The organism is Naumannella cuiyingiana (genome assembly GCF_013408305.1).
GTDB classification, from domain to species: Bacteria; Actinomycetota; Actinomycetes; order Propionibacteriales; family Propionibacteriaceae; genus Naumannella; species Naumannella cuiyingiana.
In genome coordinates this window covers 1,131,459-1,153,941 of record NZ_JACBZS010000001.1, presented here as the reverse complement: position 1 = coordinate 1,153,941, position 22,483 = coordinate 1,131,459, and the positions used below count along the sequence as shown (strand labels likewise).

19 protein-coding genes are annotated in these 22,483 nt (G+C 67.5%); 16 read left to right on the top strand and 3 right to left on the bottom strand.

The annotated features are described in order from the left end of the window. The first annotated feature begins 72 nt into the window (after positions 1–72). From GGQ54_RS05335 to GGQ54_RS05305, 7 genes are all read left to right on the top strand, one after another. Complete coding sequence (locus GGQ54_RS05335) at positions 73–1,398, top strand: cation:proton antiporter (RefSeq protein WP_179444453.1); 1,326 nt, start codon at positions 73–75, stop codon at positions 1,396–1,398. Beyond that, entirely contained in the window at positions 1,370–2,371 is a 1,002-nt protein-coding gene (locus GGQ54_RS05330; protein ID WP_179444452.1) for a DUF1702 family protein, read from the top strand. The genes GGQ54_RS05335 and GGQ54_RS05330 overlap by 29 nt, the downstream gene beginning before the upstream one ends. Then, on the top strand, positions 2,368–3,336 hold the full coding sequence (locus GGQ54_RS05325) for a DUF1702 family protein (RefSeq protein WP_179444451.1): 969 nt from the start codon (positions 2,368–2,370) through the stop codon (positions 3,334–3,336). Before GGQ54_RS05330 ends, GGQ54_RS05325 begins: the two co-directional genes overlap by 4 nt. 14 nt (positions 3,337–3,350) lie before the next feature. Further along, positions 3,351–4,589: an NAD(P)/FAD-dependent oxidoreductase gene (locus GGQ54_RS05320; RefSeq protein ID WP_179444450.1), complete on the top strand. Its 1,239-nt coding sequence runs from the start codon at positions 3,351–3,353 to the stop codon at positions 4,587–4,589. Between the two features lie 20 nt (positions 4,590–4,609). Further along, the gene (locus GGQ54_RS05315) at positions 4,610–4,870 is read left to right on the top strand and encodes a 4Fe-4S dicluster domain-containing protein (protein ID WP_179444449.1); all 261 of its coding nucleotides are present in this window, start codon (positions 4,610–4,612) and stop codon (positions 4,868–4,870) included. Positions 4,871–5,030: 160 nt separating this feature from the next. After that, positions 5,031–5,402, top strand: a complete 372-nt coding sequence (locus GGQ54_RS17570; RefSeq protein ID WP_179444448.1) for a nuclear transport factor 2 family protein — start codon at positions 5,031–5,033, stop codon at positions 5,400–5,402. Positions 5,403–5,472: 70 nt separating this feature from the next. Then, positions 5,473–7,110, top strand: a complete 1,638-nt coding sequence (locus GGQ54_RS05305; RefSeq protein ID WP_179444447.1) for an MFS transporter — start codon at positions 5,473–5,475, stop codon at positions 7,108–7,110. A 41-nt stretch (positions 7,111–7,151) separates the two neighbouring features. Here the strand turns inward: GGQ54_RS05305 and GGQ54_RS05300 are convergent, their stop codons facing one another. After that, the gene (locus GGQ54_RS05300) at positions 7,152–8,009 is read right to left on the bottom strand and encodes an SDR family NAD(P)-dependent oxidoreductase (RefSeq protein ID WP_246293036.1); all 858 of its coding nucleotides are present in this window, start codon (positions 8,007–8,009) and stop codon (positions 7,152–7,154) included. A gap of 181 nt (positions 8,010–8,190) precedes the next feature. On the opposite strand from GGQ54_RS05300, the gene GGQ54_RS05295 reads away from it, so the two are divergent. The 3 genes from GGQ54_RS05295 (at position 8,191) to GGQ54_RS17290 (ending at position 11,109) form a co-directional block, all read left to right on the top strand. Then, positions 8,191–9,489: a glycosyltransferase gene (locus GGQ54_RS05295; protein WP_179444445.1), complete on the top strand. Its 1,299-nt coding sequence runs from the start codon at positions 8,191–8,193 to the stop codon at positions 9,487–9,489. Positions 9,490–9,497: 8 nt separating this feature from the next. After that, positions 9,498–10,661: a DegT/DnrJ/EryC1/StrS family aminotransferase gene (locus GGQ54_RS05290; protein WP_179444444.1), complete on the top strand. Its 1,164-nt coding sequence runs from the start codon at positions 9,498–9,500 to the stop codon at positions 10,659–10,661. A gap of 97 nt (positions 10,662–10,758) precedes the next feature. Further along, a complete protein-coding gene (locus tag GGQ54_RS17290) occupies positions 10,759–11,109 on the top strand; it encodes a TfoX/Sxy family protein (protein ID WP_218843712.1) in 351 nt (116 codons plus the stop codon). 51 nt (positions 11,110–11,160) lie between these two features. Here the strand turns inward: GGQ54_RS17290 and GGQ54_RS05280 are convergent, their stop codons facing one another. After that, positions 11,161–11,790 (bottom strand): maleylpyruvate isomerase family mycothiol-dependent enzyme, encoded by a 630-nt coding sequence (locus GGQ54_RS05280; RefSeq protein ID WP_179444442.1) that lies wholly within the window; start codon positions 11,788–11,790, stop codon positions 11,161–11,163. A gap of 169 nt (positions 11,791–11,959) precedes the next feature. On the opposite strand from GGQ54_RS05280, the gene GGQ54_RS05275 reads away from it, so the two are divergent. The 4 genes from GGQ54_RS05275 (at position 11,960) to rfbA (ending at position 15,858) form a co-directional block, all read left to right on the top strand. Next, positions 11,960–12,388, top strand: a complete 429-nt coding sequence (locus tag GGQ54_RS05275; protein WP_179444441.1) for a hypothetical protein — start codon at positions 11,960–11,962, stop codon at positions 12,386–12,388. Positions 12,389–12,596: 208 nt separating this feature from the next. Next, entirely contained in the window at positions 12,597–13,595 is a 999-nt protein-coding gene (gene rfbB, locus GGQ54_RS05270) for a dTDP-glucose 4,6-dehydratase (protein WP_179444440.1), read from the top strand. Next, the gene (locus GGQ54_RS05265; protein ID WP_179444439.1) at positions 13,592–14,977 is read left to right on the top strand and encodes a sugar nucleotide-binding protein; all 1,386 of its coding nucleotides are present in this window, start codon (positions 13,592–13,594) and stop codon (positions 14,975–14,977) included. The genes rfbB and GGQ54_RS05265 overlap by 4 nt, the downstream gene beginning before the upstream one ends. Beyond that, complete coding sequence (rfbA, locus tag GGQ54_RS05260) at positions 14,974–15,858, top strand: glucose-1-phosphate thymidylyltransferase RfbA (RefSeq protein ID WP_179444438.1); 885 nt, start codon at positions 14,974–14,976, stop codon at positions 15,856–15,858. The genes GGQ54_RS05265 and rfbA overlap by 4 nt, the downstream gene beginning before the upstream one ends. Before the next feature lie 48 nt (positions 15,859–15,906). On the opposite strand, the gene GGQ54_RS17565 is transcribed toward rfbA, so the two are convergent. Beyond that, positions 15,907–17,124, bottom strand: a complete 1,218-nt coding sequence (locus GGQ54_RS17565) for a glycosyltransferase (protein ID WP_218843708.1) — start codon at positions 17,122–17,124, stop codon at positions 15,907–15,909. 314 nt (positions 17,125–17,438) lie between these two features. On the opposite strand from GGQ54_RS17565, the gene GGQ54_RS05250 reads away from it, so the two are divergent. Next, entirely contained in the window at positions 17,439–18,638 is a 1,200-nt protein-coding gene (locus GGQ54_RS05250) for an NAD(P)-dependent malic enzyme (protein WP_179444437.1), read from the top strand. Between the two features lie 294 nt (positions 18,639–18,932). Continuing rightward, the gene (rpoB, locus tag GGQ54_RS05245) at positions 18,933–22,427 is read left to right on the top strand and encodes a DNA-directed RNA polymerase subunit beta (protein WP_179444436.1); all 3,495 of its coding nucleotides are present in this window, start codon (positions 18,933–18,935) and stop codon (positions 22,425–22,427) included. Positions 22,428–22,483: the final 56 nt, after the last annotated feature.

The following is a 22,483-nucleotide window of genomic DNA, read 5'->3' as shown; positions in this document are numbered from 1 at the left end:
GCGACGGGCCAGAGCCCGCGTATGCGCACTGGCGCGAACGCCTCCGCCACACCACAGAGAAGCGAGCCTGACATGAGCGGCGACACGGTCTTTTTCGAGTTCGGCCTGGCACTGGCAGTGATCCTCCTTGCCTGTGCGGCATTCGGCAGCCTGGCCAAGTACGTGGGTCAACCGCGTGTGGTCGGCGAGATGATCGCCGGGGTGGCTCTCGGCCCATCGCTGTTCGGCCGGTTCTTTCCCGACATCCAACAGCAGATCTTCCCCGATGATCTGATGCCCACCCTGTACGTACTGAGCCAGCTCGGCCTGGTCATGTACATGTTCACCATCGGCCTGGAGTTCGACATCGGCCTGCTGAAGAAGAAGGCCAAGGCCGGACTCTCGGTGTCGATCGCCGGACTGGCGACCCCGATGGTGCTCGGGTCGATCCTGGCGATCCCTCTAGTCGCCCAGAGCGGGCAGTACTTCACGGCCGACGTGATCCTCCCGGTGGCGATGTTCGTCCTCGGTGCGGGGCTGGCGACGACCGCCTTCCCCATGTTGGCGAGGATCATTCAGGAACGCGGGATCGGCGGCACCCCGCTGGGTACCTTGGCGTTGTCCGCGGGCGCGGCAGATGACGCCGTTGCCTGGATCTTCCTCGCCGTGGTTCTGGCGTTGGTCGGCGGGAACGGCGTACTGGCTGTCGCCGCCGTTGCCGGAGGTCTCGTCTATGTCGTCGTGATGTTGACTATCGGGCGGCGCCTGCTGAACGCGGTCGTCCGGCGGGTCCCCAATGTCAACGACGCGATGCTCATCTGTGTGCTTGTCCTGATCGTCGCGGCCGCGCTCTACACGAACACGGTCGGGATCCACTCCATCTTCGGTGGGTTCGTCCTCGGCGCTGTGATGCCCCGGGCGTCCGGGTTCAACGAGCAACTGCGGACCAAGGTCCAGCCGGCCGTCAAGGCACTCCTGCTCCCGCTCTTCTTCGTCTACTCGGGACTCAATACCGAACTCGGCCTGGTGAACACGCCGACCCTGTGGTTGGTCGCCGCGGCGATCGTCATCGTCGCGGTCCTGGCGAAGGGAGTCGCGTGCTACACCGCGGCGCGTGCGCATCGGGTCGATCGCCGCGAGTCCCTGGCCATCGGAAGCTTGATGAACGCTCGAGGATTGATGGAGTTGATCTTGTTGAACATAGTCCTCAGCGCCGGCCTCATCACGCCGACCTTGTTCACGATGCTGGTCCTGATGGCGATCTTGACCACACTGATGGCGACCCCGTTGTTCAACCTCGCCTACGGGAGGTTCCTCCCCGCTGTGGTGGACCGACAGCCGTCCGACGCCGCAGTCGCGGCTGACCCCACGAGAGCGCGGAGGAGCGGTGATGAAGCTCAAGCTGTCCATACTCGCTAAGGCGACGCTGGGTCTTGCGGCGGAGAAGTTTCCCGAGCTGGCAGCTCAGCGGGTCGGCTCACATCCCGATATGGACCAGACCTGGGCCTCGTTCGAGCCTGTTGCGAGGACCCTCGTGGACAGCTTCTACCTTTCGTTGGACCTGGCAGATCACGACCAGCTCGCGGCAGCCATGGACCGCCAGCCCGCGGAGGTGCGGGGCATCGCCTACGAAGGAGCCGGGATGGGCCTGATGCTCCGAGATCGGCTGTTTCCCTGGCGCTCGGACCTATCGCGGTTCAGCTACGGTCCCGGGTTGCCCTACCGGTGTCTGATCCACATCGGCGCCGGACTGGTGCTGGCACGTCTCCCCGGCGACCCGATGAAGTTCATCGATGCCCAGGACCCCTTGATGCGGTACTTCGTCGCCGACGGGTACGGCTTCTTCGACGGCTTCTTTCGATGGGCAGATGCAGTCACTCGGCACTTCCGGCCGCGACAACTCACCGGCTACGCCGCGAACGCCTACGACCAAGGCGTCGGGCGGTCCCTGTGGTTTTCCTGCGGGGCGCACGTCGGACGCATCCGCGACACCCTGAGCGGATTCCCGGCATCGCGGCAACCCGATCTGTGGAGTGGTGTCGGACTGGCCTGCGCCTACGCCGCCGGCGTCCTGGATCGAGACGCAATCCAGGAGTTGGTCGATGCTGCCGGTCCGTGGGCCGCCCAGATGGCCACCGGGGTGGCCGTGGCCGCGGTGTTCCGCGCTCAGAGCGGGTTGTCGGCTGCGCCGCACACCGACCTCGCCAGTGAGGTGTTGTGGTGGGCCGACGCTCGACAGGTGGCCGCCCGGACGGCGGCCCTGCTCCCGATGATCGCTGCGTCGCCGGCGGCGCCCGATGCCGGGACCTACCCGCGGTGGCGCGAGGCAGTCGCGCTGCAGTGGCAACAGTCGATCGTGGCCGGTACCGGCCCGGGAAGGAACAGATCATGACAGTGAGCGGCCAGATCCGGCGACGCCTGTTCGGGGTCTCCTCGGCCCGATCGGTTTTCGAACGCGACGGGTTCTCACCACTCGCCTGGACCAGATTCGGTGCCATTGCCGAGACCCTCGTCGACGGTTACCACGCGGCCCTGCACGATCCGCTGCCCGAGGACCTCGAGGCGCGGCTGGCCAGCGCACCGATCGAGCTTCGCGGGATTGCCTGGGAAGGCGCAGGGATGGGGCTAGCGGCGCTGGACGTCATGACGCCGGCGGCGCAGCGAGTCAGACGATTCGTACGCGGGGTGGCGAGCAACCACCGCTACCCCTTCTATGTCGGCGTCGGTCTCGCGTACGCCCGGCTGCGGCAGCCGCCGGAGAGGCGCCTGGCATCGCTCGACCCGGTGCTGGGCTGGGTCACTGCCGACGGCTACGGATTCCACGAGGCGTTCTTCCGACGCCGGCCGTACCCGCCGTATGTCCGCGTTCCCGCCGATTTGACCAGCTACTCGCGACGGATGTTCGACCAGGGCGTCGGCCGAGCGTTGTGGTTCTCCCTGGGCGGGGATGCTGACCTTGTCGGCTTCCAACTGCGCGGGTTCGAGCCTTCCCGGCACCAGGCGCTGTGGGCGGGGATCGGACTGGCCTCATCCTATTGCGGCGGCAGCCAGGACGACCTGTGGAAGTTGACCATGCGCGGCGCGGAGTTCAGAACCCAACTCGCCGTAGGCGCGGCAATCGCGGCGTGGGGTAGGGCGGTCGCCGCCAGCCCCGCGGCCCACACCGAGACGGCCTGCCGGATCTTCTGCGGCCGGTCGGCGGCCGCAGCGGCCGAGATCGCGGAGCGGGCCCGCGCCGACGTCTCGTACCTGACCGCTCGCCCCGCGATGGCGGAATGGCGACATCGAATCGCCGCCGGACTCGCGGAATCCGCTGTCGAGCGGCGAACCCCGTTCCTGGTTGGCGCGGGCAACTGAGGAAAGGATCAACAATGTACGACGCGATCATCATCGGCGCCCGGGTCGCGGGGTCATCGACAGCCAGACTGTTGGCCCTGCGCGGCTACAAAGTGCTCTGCGTCGATCGGGCGAGGTTCCCGAGCGACACCGTGTCGACGCACATGATCACGGTAGAGGGGTCGGCCCGCCTGCGTCGATGGGGTCTCCTGGATTCGATCGCGGCAACCGGTTGCCCCGCCGTGACCAATATTGACCTGCACCTCGACTTCCCCCGGTACGGACCGTTCGTACTCAGCGGCTTCCCTGAGCCAGTCGACGACGGCTTCGCGGCCATCTACGCGCCGAAGCGGACGATTCTCGACAAGCTCCTCATCGACGCGGCCGCCGCGGCCGGTGCGGAGGTCCGGCAGGGATTCACCGTGGACGAACTGATCACCGACGACGGCGGAGCGGTGACCGGCATCCGCGGCCATTGCGGCAATGGTCGAACCGTGATCGAGAAGTCACGGATCGTCATCGGCGCCGACGGTTACCGCAGCTTGGTCGCCAACGCAGTGAACGCGCCGAGATACCACTACGCAGCGCCGAAAGCCTTCGGCTACTACACGTACTGGACGGGCGTACCGATCGACAGCCTCGAGTTCTACACCAGGCCGGGCATGACGATCATTGCCTTCCCCACCCATGATCAACACGCAGCCGTGTTCGTCGAGCGCCCGGAGCGGGACTTCAGCGGGTTCAAGAAGAACATCGAACACAACTACCGAGCGACGGTCGCCGAAGCCGCGCCGAACCTGGCCAGACGAATCGACGAAGGCGAACTCGCTCATCGATTCATGGGTGTCGGCAACCGCTCCAACTTCTTCCGCAAGCCGGGCGGACCCGGATGGGCCCTGGTAGGCGATGCCGGAGCACACAAGGACCCGATCACGGCCCAGGGAATCACCGACGCGTTTCGTGACGCAGAGCTGCTCGCCGAGGCAATCGACTCGTCGTTCTCCCGTGGAACCCCATTGCAAGAGGCGCTCGACACCTATGAGTACCGGCGCAACGCTGCCCTGAAGCCGATCTACGATTTCATCGTCGACCACGCCGCCATGGAGCCATTCGACGATGCATTCCAAGACGTCCTGGCGGCATTGCGGGGCAACCCAACCGGGCTCAGCAACTTCTTCGGCGTCATTCAGAACACCGTTGCCTGGGCCGACTTCTTCTCTCCCCAGAACCTCTCGGCCTTGCTCGAGCCCGGCGTCGAGCCGATGGCCTCCTGACCCGACTGCGAAGGACCGCCATGCCATACGTGATCACCAGCCCGTGTCAGAGCAGCCGCGACGGAGCCTGCGTGGACGCCTGCCCGGTCGATGCGATTCACCCCTCGGAGGACGAGCCCCAGTTCGGTGTCCATCCGCAGCTCTACATCGATCCGCTCAGTTGTATCGAGTGCGGGGCGTGCGCGCCTGCATGTCCGGTCGAGGCGATCTACGCCCACGAGGAGGTCCCGGACGAACAGCGCGAGTACATCGAGATCAACGCGGCCCACTACCACAATTGACATCGATGGTCACGCTTGCCCGATTCCCCTCGGCACGTCTGGTGGGCGCCGGCCTGCGGTTCTGTCGAATGCTGTAAGTGACGGTGGAGTTGATCGCTGCAAGCTGGTGCTGCCGTCCATCAGCCGATGGGCCGCGCCAAACCTGACCGAAGGAGCGCCCGTGAGCACCACTACCACCAGCACCGCCCTCGACGTCGTCTCGGCCTACCATGCCGCGTGGACCAGCGGGGACCTCGATTCCGCGATCGCCCTGGTAGCCGACGATGTGGTCGTCCACGCACCGGGCGAGGATGTGATCGGCAAGGAGGCGTACCGCGAGTATCTGGGCGGCTTTCTACAGATCATGACCGGACACACGCCGCTTGCGGCGTTCGGGGACGACCAGCAAGCGGTCCTGTTCTACTTCCCGCACACCCCTGTCACCCAGTCCGCGCCGGCCTCCGAGCGCTTCGTCGTGAGCGACGGAAAGATCAAGGAGAGCCACCTCGTGTTCGACCGGTTGTCGTATGCACCCCCGGAGGAGGCCCACTGACCCGCCCCGTGCGCGGGCGGGAGGCGAAGCTCACGCCGACCCGCCCGCGTCAGTCCTGAGGAGTAGCAGGATGTCGACCCCCTCCACCCGTGATCGCCGCGAACTGTCACCGCGACATCTCACTCTCTTGCTGGCGCTGATGTGTGCCGGTCTGGCGCTGACGATCGCGGCCAACGTCTCGCTCAACGTCGCGTTGCCACTCTTCGGCACGGCGCTCGGCGCGACCCAGAGCCAGCTCTCCTGGGTGATGAACGCCTACACTCTGCCGTTCGCCGCCCTCCTGCTTCCCGCCGGTGCTATTGCGGACCGGATGGGCCTGCGGTACGCGGTTTCCGTCGGGTTGGCGATCTTCGGCGTCACCAGCTTCGCTTCGGCCTTCGCCGATGATGCCGGATTGGTGATCGCCCTGCGGGTCGTCTCCGCGTTGGGCGCCACGTTGGTCCTTCCGGCGACGCTCAGCGTACTGACCCGGGCCTTTCCCGCCGACAAGCGAGCCAAGGCCGTCGGGATCTGGGCAGCGGTGTCCGGCTCCGGCGCCGTGCTCGGCCTCGTGCTTGGTGGCGTGTTCGTGATGTTCTTCTGGTGGGGCTCGGTGCTCGCCTCGACCGGTATCGCGGCCGTCGTCGTCGCGATCGCGTCGTTCCTCATCGTGCCGACCTATCGTCGGGAGACAGATGAGCGGCTCGACGTGCAGGGCAGCGTGTTGTTCGCCCTGGCGCTGGGTCTGCTGGTCTTCGGGCTGATCCAAGGCCCCGAGCTGGGCTGGGGATCATGGGTGATCGTTGGGTCGTTCGTCGGTGGCGCCGCCCTGATGGTCGCGTTCGTGCGAGCTCAGCTCCGGACTCCCGCCCCGCTCCTGGACGTGCAGCTTTTCCGGTCGTCGTCGTTGTCGGTGGCGTCGCTGACGATCGTGCTCTTGTTCGCCGCAACGATCGGTCTGTTTTTGCTGCTGCCACAAATGCTGCAGAACGTCCGCGACTACACCCCGCTGTTCTCGGCCCTTGGACTCGTCCCACTGCCGGTCGGTATCGCGGTCGGCAGTCAGATCGCGGAGAGAACACAGGGACGGCTGGGTGAGCGGGCGGCCGTCGCCGGTGGCGTCGCCGTGAGCGCGGCGGCTCTTGCTTGGCTGGGACTGCAGGCCCAATACGGGCCCTACTGGGCCCTGGGTCTCGCATTGTTGATCTTCGGCATCGGGTTCGGTCTGTCCACGACGGTGGCGACGACGATGATCATCGACTCTGTCCCCGGAGACGACAATTCGACCGCCGCGGCGCTGAACGACGCGCTGCGTGAGGTGGGTGCGGCGTTGGGGATCGCACTGCTGGGAACGGTGCTGAACGCCGCTTACCGAGCGCAGGTGGCGAATCTTGAGGGTGGATTCGATCAGACCGTCAGCGCTGCGGTGCGGGACGGTTTCGGTCCGGCGGCGCAGGTAGCCTCAAGTATCGGCGAGCCGGGTACGGAGCTGCTCGTCCTGGTCCGCGACGCATTCTATGTCGGCTACCAGGCGTCCGTGTTCACCGCCGCGGCGACCTTGGTGGTGGCCGGCGTGGTTGCCGTAGTCGCCGGGCGAGGCGCCGGCGCCGGAGTCCCCGGCACGCGGGGCTCGACCGGCGCCGAAGTTCTGCACGGCCTTCCGTCTGAGACCGGCATGTCCGTACGACCCGCCGCGCGGCATCGTGGCGCATCCACGCCGCGCCATTGACCGAGCGTAAGCCTTAGAAGAAGGATGGGTGCCCGCGCCTGTCAGGTCACCGAGGTGCTGACCGGAGCAAAATCGGTGCCGGTCTCACGCGCCGACAGGTCCCAGAGCCGTTGACCGAGGTAGGTGTCCGTCGTCGCCGGAGGCCACCTGACCACGGCCGGCCTGCCGCGCAATCCGAACGGCCCGTCGGGCCCGATCCAGGTCGCCGGCCCCACATCGGCCGCGGTCGCAGCAAGGATCGGACGAGCACTGCGCTCGACTCCTTGGGCCGCGAGGCGGATCCCCACGCCGAGGAACACGTCGAGCAAGGGGCGCTCGGTGTGCCGGGCAAGATCCGTCGCGGCGAATCCCGGATCGGCGGCGAGCGCCAGTCGCGACCCGGTTGCCGCGAGTCGACGCTGAAGCTCGCGCGTGAAAAGCAGATTGGCCAGCTTCGACTGCGCGTACGCGCCCATCGGCGAGTAGCGCCGGCGCCGCCAGTGCAGATCGTCGAGGTCGATCCGCCCGAACACATGAGCTTTCGACACGACGGTGACCACGCGATCGGTGATGGCGGGAAGAAGCAGATTCGTCAGCGCGAAGTGGCCCAGGTGGTTCGTGCCGATCTGCAACTCCGCGCCATCAGCGGTTCGGCCTTCGGGGACCATCATGACCGCGGCATTGTTGATCAAGACATCGATTCGACGATCCCAGCTCTCGGCGAACCTGCGCACCGAGGACAGGTCGGCGAGGTCCAACTCGCGCACCTGAGAGCCGGGGATCCGGGCCGCGAGCTCGCGGCCGCGACCCACGTCGCGTACCGCCAGAGTGATTCGGGCGCCGGCCTCTCCGAGTCGTTTCGCGATCACCCGACCAAGACCTCCCGTAGCACCCGTCAGTATCACCGAGCGTCCGCGCATGGAGTGGAGATCTTGATCATTGATGGCTGTCGTCATGGCCTCATCGTGTCAAGGGAAAGTAGCGCGCCCAGTTACCGCGAACGTAAGTGCGGCGGAAGGTCTCACAGGCAACCTGATCAGTACGACAACGCTCGCACCGGTGATCAGTTGATCTGGGTCACAGGCGAAGGGAGGAACCCTCATGTACTCGTTCCTGATGGCGGGACCACCGTTCTATGGGCACGTCAATCCGGTGCTCACCGTGGTCAAGGAGCTCGTCGAGAGCGGCCACGCAGTTCGCTACATGACGGGCAGCAGGTTCGCCGCCGCGGTCACCGAGGCCGGGGCGACTTACGTTCCGCTTCCTGGCGACGCCGACTTCGACGACCGGACGCTCGCCGAGGAAGGGCCACGACTGAGCGGCCTCAAGGAGATCCGCGAGGACGTGATCCGCGCATGTATCGACCCCGCACGATCGCAGTACGACGCGCTGCGGGCCGAGCTTGCGACCCGCCCCGCCGATGTCGTGATGGCTGATCCGACCTTCTTCGGTGCGGCCTTGCTGGCCGCTCACCCGGCCCAGGAGCGGCCATTGGTCATCGGCGGTGGGATCTTGCCATTGATGTTGTCCTCCCGGTATGCACCGCCGTTCGGTCTGGGCATCTCGCCGAGTTCCGGGCGCTGGAACGTGGCCCGCAATGTCGCGCTCAACACCCTGGTGCAGAAGGTCGGGCTGCGTCGTGTGCAGCGCGCGTATGGCGACGTGTACGCGGCGGTTCACGGTCGGCGACCCGCCGGGTTCGCCTTCGATTGGTACGCCACCACGGACGCTGTCGTCCAGTTCACAATTCCGTCGTTCGAGTACTCACGACCGGACGCTGGGGTGGACATCCACTTCGCCGGGCCCGCGAACCGGGTCTCGCAGGCGCCGAGCGAGCTCCCGCCGTGGTGGGGCGACCTGCAGGGCGGCCAGCCCGTTGTGGTGGCAACGCAGGGCACCTATCGCAACGTCGACCTCAGCGAGGTGATCCACCCGACGATCGAAGGGCTGGCAGATGAGGACGTGCTCGTCGTGATCACGACGGGTGGCCGTCCGATCGCCAATGTCGGGCCGCTCCCGACGAACGTCCGAGCGGCCGAATTCATCCCGTACCACGAGCTCCTGCCACTCACCGATGCCTATGTGACCAACGGTGGGTACGGCGGAATTCATTTCGCGATGCAGTACGGCGTACCTATCGTCACCGCGGGGGACACCGAGGACAAGCCGGAGTCCTGCGCACGCGTCGCGTGGACCGGTGTCGGGATCAACCTGCGGACCGGCAAGCCGAGCGCCGAGACGATGCGGCGGTCCGTTCAACGAGTGCTCACCGAGCCACAGTTCCGAGAAGCCTCACAACGGCTGTCGCGGGAGATCAACGACTCCGCAGGCACCGACGTACTCGTCGAGGTGGTGGGGGAGTTGCTCAGCAATCGGGCCGCCCAGGCCGCCCGGAGGTGACCCCGATCATGAACGATCTCGACCGAGTCGCGATGAACGCGGCTCCGTGGCTGGCACCCGCAGACTTCGACAGCGTAATCGAAGCGATGAAGGAGGGACTGTTGGGTCGCGGGCCCCAGGGCATCCAGTTCGAGCAGGAACTGAGGGCCTATCTCGGCGCTCAGGAAGTCGTCACGGTGGGGTCCGGGACGGTGGCTCTCCAGCTTGCACTGATGACGGTCGGCGTCCGCCCGGGGGACGAGGTCGTCGTTCCCTCGTTCACATTCTGTGCCAGCATCCAAGCGATCCTGGCGATCCAGGCGCGTCCGGTGTTCATCGACAACGCACCTGGCTCGCTGGCGCTGGACCCAGACGACGTCCTACGGAGCGTGACTCCCCGCACGCGTGCGATCATGCCGGTTCACTATGGCGGTCGCCATATCAACCTCGACCACATCCTCCCCGAACTGAGGCGTAGGGAGATCAGCGTGGTTGATGATGCCGCTCATGCTTTTGGCTCGGTGCGCGGCGATGGCCGACCCTTCACGGGGCGGGACTCCTGGGTGTGTTTCAGCTTCGATGCGATCAAGACGATCACCTGCGCGGAGGGAGGAGCCATTGTTCCGCCCCGAGAGGCATCGGGAGAGGTGCCGCGACTGCTTCGAGCACTCGGCGTGGACCGCGAGAACGCCGACATCCGCCGCGGCGATTACGTTGTCAGAATGCATGGCGTGCGGGCCCATCTCGCCGAGTTGAACGCCGCCTTGGGTCGATCGCAGCTTGTCCGGATCGCCGCCATCGCCGAGGGTCGCCGTCGCGTGTGGCGGGCCTATCGAGAGCGCATCGAGGCCATCCCCGGGGTCCGGATCTACGATCTTGATGTCGATCGAAGCGTACCGTTCAACTGCGCCGTCACGGTTGACGTTGACGTCCGGGATGACCTGGTGCAGGCCCTGCGGAGTCGAGGCGTCGGTGTCGGCCGCCACTATCCCGCAAATCACCTCCAACCTGCGTTCAAGGAGTACGCCGACCGGCCGCTGCCGAACGCCGAATGGGCGGGCGCCGCCGTGATCACTCTGCCGTTCGGGCCCGATATGACCGTCCGGCAGGTCGACATCGTGTGTGGCGCTGTCGCCGTCGAACTCGGGAAGCTGGCCGGTGATTCTGGGCGTTCTCGTCCTCGGGTGGCCTGAGTTTCAGATGGCGTAAGTCGAGATGTCGTGGCATCTGGAAGGCTCGGCCGAGACATATTGTCCGACAGCGAAACCCGACCTGAGAGGAGTGGCCGTCGTGCCATACGATGCCGAAGTTGCAGAGCGCGTCCGCGACGCGCTGGCTGATCGAGAAGACGTCCGCGAGGTCAAGATGTTTGGCGGCCTCGCCTTCATGGTCGACGACCGGATGGTGGTGTGTGTGTCGGGTGGCGGCTCCGACTTGCTCGTCCGGGTCGCTCCCGACAGCGACGCCAAGCATCTGAAGAAGGCAGGAGCCGCGCGTGCCGAGATGGGCAAGGGCCGGTCGATGGGTGCCGGATGGATCACCGTCGACAAGAAGGCCTTGGCCAAGGACCTCGACTACTGGATGGATGCCGCCATGTCGTTCCATGCCCAGGGCTCGGGAGACAAGAAGAAGGGGAAGTAACCCTTCCCCAGCCGGCGAACTCGCCCGACTCCTGCGTCGCAGGTTGCGTGATCACGACCCGGGGAGCCGGTCTCGCAAGGTCGAGACTCCGTCACCGGTCAGGAAATCGAGCGCTGCGGTGCGGCCCGTGCAGGCCAGGAGCAATTCGTCCGCAGGTCCGCTCACCAAGGGGCCGGAGCCGTGTGCCCAGGCGATATCGGTAGCCTTGAACCGCAGCCCGGCCAACGCGCCCTTCGGCACAATTCCGGACGGAGCCTCGATGAGGAAGTCCAGCGCCTTCCGCAATCGAGGTTCGGGAATCTCCCGAGGCAATTGCAGTGGCCGTCGAATATCCAAGCCGTGCACCAGGACATCGGTCAGCGGCGCCTCCGGGCCAAGTCCCGGGGGAGTGAACCGCGCCCCGGCCTTTCGGCGCATCACGTCGACGATCTCGGAGAACGGTCGCCGACCCACCTTGCTGGCCAATCGTACGTTTGCGCGGTCGAAGCTTCCGCCGGCCATCAGCATGGCCACAGCAAACCTCGGCGTGCTCACTTCGAGCGGCACGATCAGGTGGGCCAGCACGTCATGCACGCTCCAGGCCCGGCACAAGCTCTGGGTCGCCTGCTGTTCGGCCGTCAGGTCTGCCACCTCATCGGCCAGGCCCCGCCGCTCGTCGGCAATCTCTTCGAACGTGTCCATGACCTCATGCTGCCAGCATTCCGACTCCGCGCGGCTTCCACCGCTTGTAAGCGGGCACAGATGCCGCCGGGCCACCGTTGTCGCATCGTCATCCTACGGAGGAGTGCCAATGCCTACCACACGACGCCGCTTCCGAGTGGCCGCGGCCGCGACTGCGGGAGTTGCCCTCGTGGCAGCCTCCACCTCGTGGGCGATCGCCAGCCCGGGCGACAACGGCGAAGATGCCACGAGCCCCAAGAACCTCCCGGGCGTGCGCGTCCTGAACCTGACGTGGAAGCGCGAGCACGCCCAGATCAACGACATTGCGCCGGAGGGATTCTCGTCCGGCGACACTGTGCAGTTCGCGTTCAGTATCGCCGGTGAGAAGAAGGGCAGCGCTGACTACTCCTGCACGGTGGTCCAGGCCAATTTCTTGTGTGATGGCATCCTGCGCCTTTCCGATGGCGACATCTATGTCTCGACGGGACCCGTCGACGACAGCGGTCCGGCGGCCATCGTCGGAGGCACCGGCGCCTACTTCGGCGTTCGCGGTGAATTCGTCAAGACCGCCAACGCGGAGGACACCGCCGGCACCTACAACTTGCGCTTCCGCAGATGAGTTCGTGTTGAGGTGAAATCCGATTAGCAGGCCGCTCCGGGTAAGACCTCCGATGCGCCCGGCGTGCGGGTTCGCGTCGCCTCAGGACCCTGCGGCCCATGAGGTCGAAGCCGCCGCTGGGGAGGGATGAGGCGGACCACACCCGTTGACGGATCGACAAGAAGGCGCCTGGGCACCCCCCGCGCCCCGCTTCGCTACGGTTGCGCTCGTGGCGACAGTTCTCGTGACGGGCGGTCTGGGGTTCATCGGATCGAACTTCGTGCACCACCTGTGTGCGCACACCGATCACGACGCGATCGTCGTGGACAAGCTGGGGTACGCGGCGCGGCGCGACTCCCTTGCCGGGCTGCCGGCAGACCGGGTGGAGGTCGTGATCGGGGACATCTGCGACGCCGAGATCACAGACGCCACGGTCGCGCGCGTCGATGCCGTGGTGCACTTCGCGGCCGAATCGCACAACGACAACTCGATCCTGGGGCCCGGGGAGTTCGTGCGGTCCAATGTGCTGGGCACCTACGAGGTGTTGGAAGCCGTGCGCAGGCACGGCGTACGGCTGCACCACATCTCGACCGACGAGGTCTATGGCGATCTTGCCCTGGACGATCCGACCAGGTTCACGGCGCAGACCCCGTACCGGCCCTCCTCGCCCTACTCGGCCACCAAGGCGGGATCGGATCACCTGGTGCGCGCCTGGGTCCGTACCTTTGGGGTGGCCGCCACCATCTCGAACTGTTCCAACAACTACGGCCCACGCCAGCACGTGGAGAAGTTCATCCCCCGCCAGATCACCAACCTGATCGACGGCGTCCGCCCGCGCGTCTACGGTCGCGGCGCCAATGTTCGGGACTGGATCCACGTCGATGATCACTCCTCGGCGGTGCTGACCATCCTGGACTCCGGGCAGATCGGGGAGACCTACCTGATCGGAGCCGACGGCGAAAGGAGCAACCTGGCGGTGGTCCGGGAGCTGTTGGCGATCTTCGGCCGCGATGTCGATGATTTCGACCAGGTCGCCGATCGTGCGGGCCATGATCTTCGTTACGCGATCGACGCCGGTGCGCTGCGTGATCAACTCGGATGGTCACCGGTACGCGTCGACTTCACTGCCGGCCTTCGGGACACGGTCGAGTGGTACCGCGAGAACGAGGACTGGTGGCGAGGCGTGAAGAGCGAGACCGAGGCCAAGTACCGAAGGAGCGGCCAGTGACCGACGCGGGCAACCTGGCGATTCGCGAGACCCCGATTCCGGGACTGTTGTTCCTCGACCTGCCGGTGCACGGGGACCGGCGCGGCTGGTTCAAGGAGAACTGGCAGCGGGACAAGATGACCGGGCTGGGGCTGCCGGACTTCGGACCCGTCCAGCAGAACGTGTCGTTCAACGCCGCCGCCGGCACCACGCGGGGCATCCACGCCGAACCGTGGGACAAGCTCATCTCCGTCGTCACCGGCCGCGTCCTGGGAGTGTGGGTCGATCTGCGCGCCGGCGAGGGGTTCGGTCGGGTGGTCACGCGCGAGGTCGACCCGGCGGCCGCAGTCTTCGTGCCTCGCGGAGTGGGCAACGGTTTTCAGACCCTGGAGCCGGACACCGCCTATTCCTATCTCGTCAACGAGCACTGGCGACCCGACGCCGCCTACACGATGGTCAATCTTGCCGACCCCGAACTGGGCATCGAGTGGCCGATCCCGCTCGATCGGGCGGTGCTGTCGGACGCCGACCGCACGCATCCGATGCTGGAGCAGGTCGTTCCCGCCGCCGCGCGATCCATCGCGATCCTCGGCGGCGGGCAGGTGGCGTCGGCCCTGTTGGATGAGTTCCCCGACGCCCGCCAGATCACCCGGTCCGAACTGGATCTCAGCGACCTCGCCGCCGTCGAGGCCTACGACCTGTCTCGCTACGACGTGGTGATCAACGCGGCGGCCTACACCGCGGTCGACGAGGCGGAGACAGCACAGGGCCGGCGCGAGGCCTGGGCCGTCAACGCCAGCGCCGTTGCCGCGCTGACACGGGCGGTCAACCGTGCCCGCGCCACGCTGGTGCACTTCTCGACCGACTACGTCTTCGACGGGGCAGACGAGTCCTGGGGTGAGGACTCTCCGCTCGCGCCGCTGAGCGTCTACGGCCAGTCCAAGGCCGCCGGCGATCTCGCCGCGGGGTGTGCGCAGCGGCACTACCTGATCCGGACGAGCTGGGTGATCGGTGCGGGTCACAACTTCGTCGCGACCATGCGCCGACTGGCCGACCAGGGGGTGTCGCCGAAGGTGGTCGATGATCAACGCGGGCGCCTCAGCCACACCGCCACCATCGCCGCCGCGGTCGCGCACCTGTTGCGTACCCGGGCGCCCCACGGAACCTACAACGTGACCGATGCGGGCCCGTCCCGGACCTGGGCCGGCATCGCCCAGGACGTGTTCACCGCGGCCGGCCGCGAGCCGGGCGCCGTCGCCCCGGTGAGCTCGGCCGAGTTCTTCGGCGATCGCTCGCATGCGCCCCGACCGGCCAACAGCACGTTGCGCCTCGACAAGATCGAGGCTGCGGGATACCGACCACCGGAGGTCGCGATGCAGGGACAGGCGGAGGAGGGCCGGTGAAGGGGATCATCCTTGCCGGCGGGTCGGGCACCCGGTTGTGGCCGATCACCCAAGGCATCAGCAAGCAGCTCGTCCCGGTCTATGACAAGCCGATGATCTACTTCCCGCTGAGTACGCTGATGCTTGCCGGGATCGACGACATCCTGGTGATCACGACTCCGGCCGATCAGCCGCAGTTCCAACGGTTGCTCGGCGACGGGTCGCGATTCGGCGTCTCCTTGTCCTACGCGGCGCAGAGCTCGCCCGACGGCCTCGCCCAGGCCTTCCTGATCGGAGCCGAGCACATCGGCGACGAGCCGGTCGCCCTGGTGCTCGGGGACAACATCTTCCACGGCCCCGGCCTGGGGACGCGCCTGGCCCACTACACCGACCCGGCCGGCGGTTTGATCTTCGGCTACTGGGTACGCGAGCCGCGCGCGTACGGCGTGGTGGAGTTCGGGGCGGACGGCAAGGTGCTGGGGTTGGAGGAGAAGCCCGCGGAGCCGAAGAGCAACTATGCGGTTCCCGGCCTGTACTTCTACGACCGCACCGTGGTGGAGCGGGCTCGATCGCTTCGCCCCTCGGCCCGGGGCGAGTTGGAGATCACCGATCTGAATCGCAGCTACCTCGACGACGGGGCGCTCCGCGTGGAACTGCTGCCGCGCGGCACCGCCTGGCTGGACACCGGTACCTTCGAGAGCATGCACGAGGCGAGTGAGTTCGTGCGTACCATCCAGCACCGCCAGGGCCTGTCCATCGGCTGTCCCGAGGAGATCGGCTGGCGGCGCGGCCTGCTCAGCGATGACCAACTGCTGGAGGCCGCGCGTGAGCTGGGGAAGAGCGGCTACGGGACCTATCTCGCCGATCTTGTCCGGCATCGGAGCGGCCCGCCACCGGACTGACTTTCGTCGTCGACGCTCAGGGCCGGCTGCGACGGCGCGGCGCCACGATCATCCGCAAGTGATCATGGCCCCCGGCGTGGCGGGACGTCTGAGTATCTCGTCGACGCGGGCGGCCAGCGGTTGTGCGGCCGCGGCCGCGGAGAACTCGCGGGCAGCGAGCGCGGCTGCCTGACGGCGCCGGCTCGCCAGCAGTTGCGGATCGGACTGCAGTCGGCGAAGGGCCGCGGCGAGTTGCTCCGGTGACCCGGGATCGACGAGTTCGACCTGACCGGCGAGCGCCCGGCGCTGCGGGGCCGTGTCCGAGGTGACGATCGCGCAGCCTGCCGCCGCCGACTGGTACACCTTGTTCGGCACGACGTTGCGCGCCTTGTCGGAGGTGCCGAAGATGCCGAGCGCGACATGATGGTCCGCGACCACCGCGGGGAGCTGGTCCGCCGGGACCCAGTCGATCCATTCGGCGCGGGCGCCTGCGCCGGCCAGGCGGCGAGCCCTCGGCAGGTCCTGGCCGCTGCCGATCATGGTCGCCCGGATGGGTTGGTCGGCCAGCAGGCGGAGGGCCGATCCGATCACCTCGGCCCCCTGCAACGGGGTGTACAGGCCGTAGAAGACGACCCGAAGTTCTCCGGTCGCGGCAAGATCTGGTGGTGCTGCGGCGGCGCCCGCGCGGAACCAGCTCGCGTCCGCGCCGACCGGACAGACGACGGCACGGGCGCGGAGTTCCTCCGGTACGCGGTCGCGATGCTCGGCGGTGTCCACCACGATCACGTCGGCAGCGCTCATCGCCCGATGGTCGAGCCGCTGGAGCGCCCGGTTGATCACCGGCGATTTCTGGCCCCGGTCCGTCGCCGTGTTGGCGGCGAAGATCAGGTGATCCAGCAGGATCAGTTGGTCGCGAAACACTCGCCGGGCGAGCCGCACGTCGAAATGGGCCAGATAGCCGACCAGAACGGCGTCGACCGGTTGCCCGCGGCGGGCGGCCTCACGCACCGCCCGACGCCCACGCCGAATCAGGCGGGCCCAACGATGGGCGATCCGGACGCCCAGCGCCGGGAGCCGCCAGAACCTGCGCAACATCGCGACCCGTTCGGCAGTCGACAGGCCCAGCGGCTCGTTGACCTCGATGACCTCGTGTCCGAGTTCGCGCAATCCCTCGATCAGGGCGCGGACCCGCGGATGCGTGTCCGCCTGATAGGTGCCGAACGCAAGAATGCGCAGGGTCGAAGCGGCGGACCCGTCGCCGGTGGGCGGGTGCCCGTCGTTGCTCACGGATCCTCCTGGCTCGGGGGGTGGGTCGGGAGGTTGATCACCATCGCCCGCGGTGCAGTCTAGGGCGCGGCCCCCCGGGTTCGGCCGGCACGAACCGCCCGGCGCGTCACGATCGCACGGTCGTCGTCGTGGCGGCCCAGTGTGGCGTCCCGCGGTGCGGGATGGTCCCGAGAGGTGGGTACGCGGCGCTCGGCCCGACCTGCGCGAGTGCCCGCGCGGCCCTGTGCGAGGATGACCGCGACCGGAAACCCCGGTGACCGAGCACGCGGGCGATCCTCGCGAAGAACGATCAGCAAGCAGAGGATTTTCCCGCCATGACTCAACAGCACGAGACTTCCGCGCCCGAAACGCCGCAGGCGCCGCCGCCGATCGAGCCCGGCCTGGAACCCGTCTTCGACGCCCACCGCGGCGGCAAACTCGCCATCGGGGCCCGCCACCCGATCCGCGACGCCGCCGACCTCTCGCTCGTCTACACCCCGGGCGTGGCCGAGGTGTCGCGGCGCATCGCGAGCCACCCGAGCGAGGCCCGCGCCTATCTGGGCGCCCCGCGTACCGTCGCCGTGATCACCGACGGGACCGCGGTGCTCGGCCTGGGCGACATCGGTCCCACGGCCGCCCTGCCGGTGATGGAGGGCAAGTCCTGCCTGTTCACCGAGTTCGCGGGGCTGGCCTCGTTCCCGGTCGCGCTGGACACCACCGACGTCGACGCCTTCGTCGAGACCGTGGCAAACCTGGCGCCGTCGTTCGGCGCGATCAACCTCGAAGACATCTCCGCGCCGCGCTGCTTCGAGATCGAGGACCGGCTGCGCGAACGGCTCGACATCCCGGTGATGCACGACGACCAGCACGGCACCGCGATCGTGGTGACGGCCGCCATGCGCAATGCGCGCCGGCTGACCGGGCGTACCGACGGCTCCTTGAAGGTTGTCGTGGCCGGAGCGGGCGCGGCCGGTATCGCCACCGCGAAGATGCTCGCCGCCCACGGTGTTGCCGAGATCGTGCTGCTCGACTCGCGCGGCGTGATCGGCCCGCACCGCACCGACCTGACGCCCGTCAAGCGTGAGCTGCTCGGCTGGACCAACCGCACCGGAATCGCCGGTGGAATGGCCGAGGCGCTGCGCGGCGCCGACGTCTTCGTCGGGCTGTCCGGGGGGACGGTGCCCGAGGAGCTGATCGCCACGATGGCGCCGGACCCGATCATCTTCGCCCTGTCCAATCCGACGCCGGAGATCCACCCCGGCATCGCGGGCCGCTACGCGAGCGTGGTCGCCACCGGACGCAGCGACTTCCCGAACCAGATCAACAACGTCCTGGCCTTCCCGGGCGTCTTCCTCGGCGCCCTCGACGCCGGCGCGACCGACATCACCGAGCCGATGAAGCTCGCCGCCGTCGACGCCCTCTCCGATGTCATCGTCGACGAGTTGCGGCCGGACCTGATCATCCCGAGCCCGTTCGACGCCCGGGTGGTGCCCGCGGTCTCCGAGGCGGTACGCCTGGCCTGGGCCGGCGCCTGAGCGACGCCCGCCGTTCCCGGGCAGAAGGGGCGGCGGGCCCGCGGCCGGCGGCGTCCCCGCCGGGCATCTCGCCGAAGTTGGGCATGTCGAGTCCTTGCCAGCGGCCCCCGGCTATGTATTCTTGTGCCCGCGCCGGGCGATTTGACCGGTGCTGTCGGTCCTGCCCGCAGGCAGTTGACTCTTCGCGCCCGAGCGCCTAAGCTGTGTCCTTGCCCCATCGCTACCTGCCGACCCGTCTTGACACGGGCCGTCCAGTGTGCCGAAAAACTTCGCTGTTCTGGAAGGACCGAACTGTTGGCCGCCTCGCGCACCGCCTCGAAGAACACCAACGTTGTATCCAACACCGGCCGTATCTCTTTCGCCAAGATCGCCGAACCCATGGAGGTCCCCGACCTCCTCGACCTGCAGATCCAGTCCTTCGACTGGCTGGTCGGTAACCAGGCCTGGCAGGACCGGGTCGCCAAGGCCCTGGAGGAGGGCCGCACCGACGTCAACACCCGCTCCGGCCTGGAGGAGATGTTCGCCGAGATCTCCCCGATCGAGGACTACCCCGGCACGATGTCGCTGTCGTTTCGCGACCATCGCTTCGAGGAGCCCAAGTTCTCGGTCGATGAGTGCAAGGAGCGCGACGTCACCTACGCCGCGCCGCTGTTCGTCACCGCCGAGTTCGTGAACAACGAGACCGGCGAGATCAAGTCCCAGACCGTCTTCATCGGCGACTTCCCGCTGATGACCGACAAGGGCACCTTCGTCGTCAACGGCTCCGAGCGCGTCGTCGTCTCCCAGCTCGTCCGCTCCCCGGGCGTCTACTTCGAGCAGACCCCGGACAAGACGTCGGACAAGGACATCTTCACCTGCAAGATCATCCCGTCGCGCGGCGCGTGGCTGGAGTTCGAGATCGACAAGCGCGACCTGGTCGGCGTGCGCCTGGATCGTAAGCGCAAGCAGAACGTCACCGTCCTGCTCAAGGCCCTCGGCTGGACCGAGGAGCAGATCCTGTCCGAGTTCGGCGACTCCGAGTCCATCCGGCTGACGCTGGAGAAGGACCACACCGCCAACACCGACGAGGCGCTGCTCGACATCTACCGCAAGCTCCGTCCGGGCGAGCCGCCGACCCGCGAGGCCGCGCAGCAGTTGCTGGAGAACTACTACTTCAACCCGAAGCGCTACGACCTCGCCAAGGTCGGCCGTTACAAGATCAACAAGAAGCTCGGCCTGGACGAGCCGTTCGACACCCAGGTGCTGACCACCTCCGACATCGTCGCCGCGATCCGCTACCTGGTGGCGCTGCACGAGGGCCGCGAGACGCTGCCCGCCGCCGAGGATCGGGAGATCCTCGTCGAGGAGGACGACATCGACCACTTCGGCAACCGGCGGCTGCGTACCGTCGGCGAGCTGATCCAGAACCAGTTGCGCACCGGACTCGGCCGGATGGAGCGCGTGGTCCGCGACCGGATGACGACCCAGGACATCGAGGCGATCACGCCGCAGACCCTGATCAACATCCGCCCGGTCACCGCGGCGCTGCGCGAGTTCTTCGGCACCAGCCAGCTCAGCCAGTTCATGGACCAGAACAACCCGCTCGCGGGCCTGACCCACAAGCGGCGGCTATCGGCGCTGGGCCCCGGCGGCATCTCCCGCGACCGGGCCCAGATGGAGGTCCGCGACGTGCACCCCAGCCACTACGGCCGGATGTGCCCGATCGAGACCCCGGAAGGTCCGAACATCGGCCTGATCGGCTCGCTCGCGTCGTTCGCGCGGGTGAATCCGTTCGGCTTCATCGAGACCCCCTACCGCAAGGTCGAGAACGGCGTCGTCACCGACGACATCGACTACCTGACCGCCGACGAGGAGGATCGCTTCGTCATCGCCCAGGCCAATGCGCGCCTGAACGACGACAGCTCGTTCGCCGAGGAGCGCGTCCTGGTCCGCAAGCACCACGGCGATGTGGACACCGTGCCGCGCGCCGAGGTGCAGTACATGGACGTCTCGCCGCGCCAGATGGTGTCGGTCGCGACCGCGCTGATCCCCTTCCTCGAGCACGACGACGCCTCCCGGGCGCTGATGGGCTCGAACATGCAGCGCCAGGCCGTGCCGCTGATCCGTTCGGAGGCACCCTTCGTCGGCACCGGCATGGAGTACCGCGCCGCCGTCGATGTCGGCGACGTCACCGTTGCGGAGAAGCCGGGCGTGGTCACCAGCGTGAGCGCCGACCTGGTCGACGTGACCAACGACGACGGCACCTACCAGACCTACCGGCTGGCCAAGTTCCGTCGCTCGAACGCCGGCACCTGCATCAACCAGCGGCCGCTGGTTGCCGAGGGTGATCGGGTCGAGGCCGGTACGCCGCTCGCCGACGGTCCCGCGACCGACGGCGCCGAGGTGGCGCTGGGCCGCAACCTGCTGGTGGCGTTCATGCCGTGGGAGGGCCACAACTACGAGGACGCGATCATCTTGTCCCAGCGGCTGGTGGCCGACGACGTCCTCACCTCGATCCACATCGAGGAGCACGAGGTCGACGCCCGCGACACCAAGCTCGGTGCCGAGGAGATCACCCGCGACATCCCGAACGTCAACGAGGAGATGCTGGCCAATCTCGACGAGCGCGGCATCATCCGCATCGGCGCTGAGGTCTCGACCGGCGACATCCTGGTCGGCAAGGTCACCCCGAAGGGCGAGACCGAGCTGACCCCGGAGGAGCGGCTGCTCCGCGCGATCTTCGGCGAGAAGGCGCGCGAGGTCCGCGACACCTCGATGAAGGTGCCGCACGGCGAGTCCGGCACGGTGATCGGCGTCCGGGTCTTCGACCGCGACGAGGGCGACGAGCTCGCCCCGGGCGTGAACCAGTTGGTCCGCGTCTACGTCGCGCAGAAGCGCAAGATCAGCGACGGCGACAAGCTCGCCGGCCGGCACGGAAACAAGGGTGTGATCGCGAAGATCCTGCCCGAGGAGGACATGCCGTTCCTCGAGGACGGTACGCCGGTCGACATCGTGCTGAACCCGCTCGGCGTACCCGGCCGGATGAACCTCGGCCAGGTGCTCGAGATGCACCTCGGCTGGGTCGCGAAGACCGGTTGGGACATCTCCGATGTGCCGGCGGGCGAGGAGTGGGCCGACCGCCTGAAGAGCGTCGGGCTGGGGAAGGTCGACGGGGACTCCCGGCTCGCGACGCCCGTCTTCGACGGCGCCACCGAGCAGGAGGTCACCGGTCTGCTGTCGCACGGCCTGGCCAATCGCGACGGGGTACGCCTGGTCAACGACAGCGGCAAGGCCAAGCTGTTCGACGGCCGCTCCGGCGAGCCCTACCCGGACCCGATCGGTGTCGGCTACATGTACATGCTGAAGCTGCACCACCTGGTCGACGACAAGATCCACGCGCGCTCGACCGGCCCGTACTCGATGATCACGCAGCAGCCGCTGGGCGGTAAGGCCCAGTTCGGTGGCCAGCGGTTCGGCGAGATGGAGGTCTGGGCGCTCGAGGCGTACGGCGCCGCGTGGGCCCTGCAGGAGCTGCTGACCATCAAGTCCGACGACGTGAGCGGTCGCGTCAAGGTCTATGAGGCCATCGTCAAGGGCGAGAACATCCCCGAGCCCGGCATCCCCGAGTCGTTCAAGGTGCTGGTCAAGGAGATGAAGTCGCTCTGCCTGAACGTCGAGGTGCTCTCCGGCGACGGGTCCCTGGTCGAGCTGCGCGACACCGAGGAGGACAACTACCGCTCCTCCGACGAGTTCGGCATCGACCTGTCCCGGCGTCCGGGCGAGGGATTCGCCGACGTCGAAGAGGTGTGATCCGCGGGCGGGGATCGGTACGCCGGTCCCCGCCGGACGCGGTCATTCGTCATCCA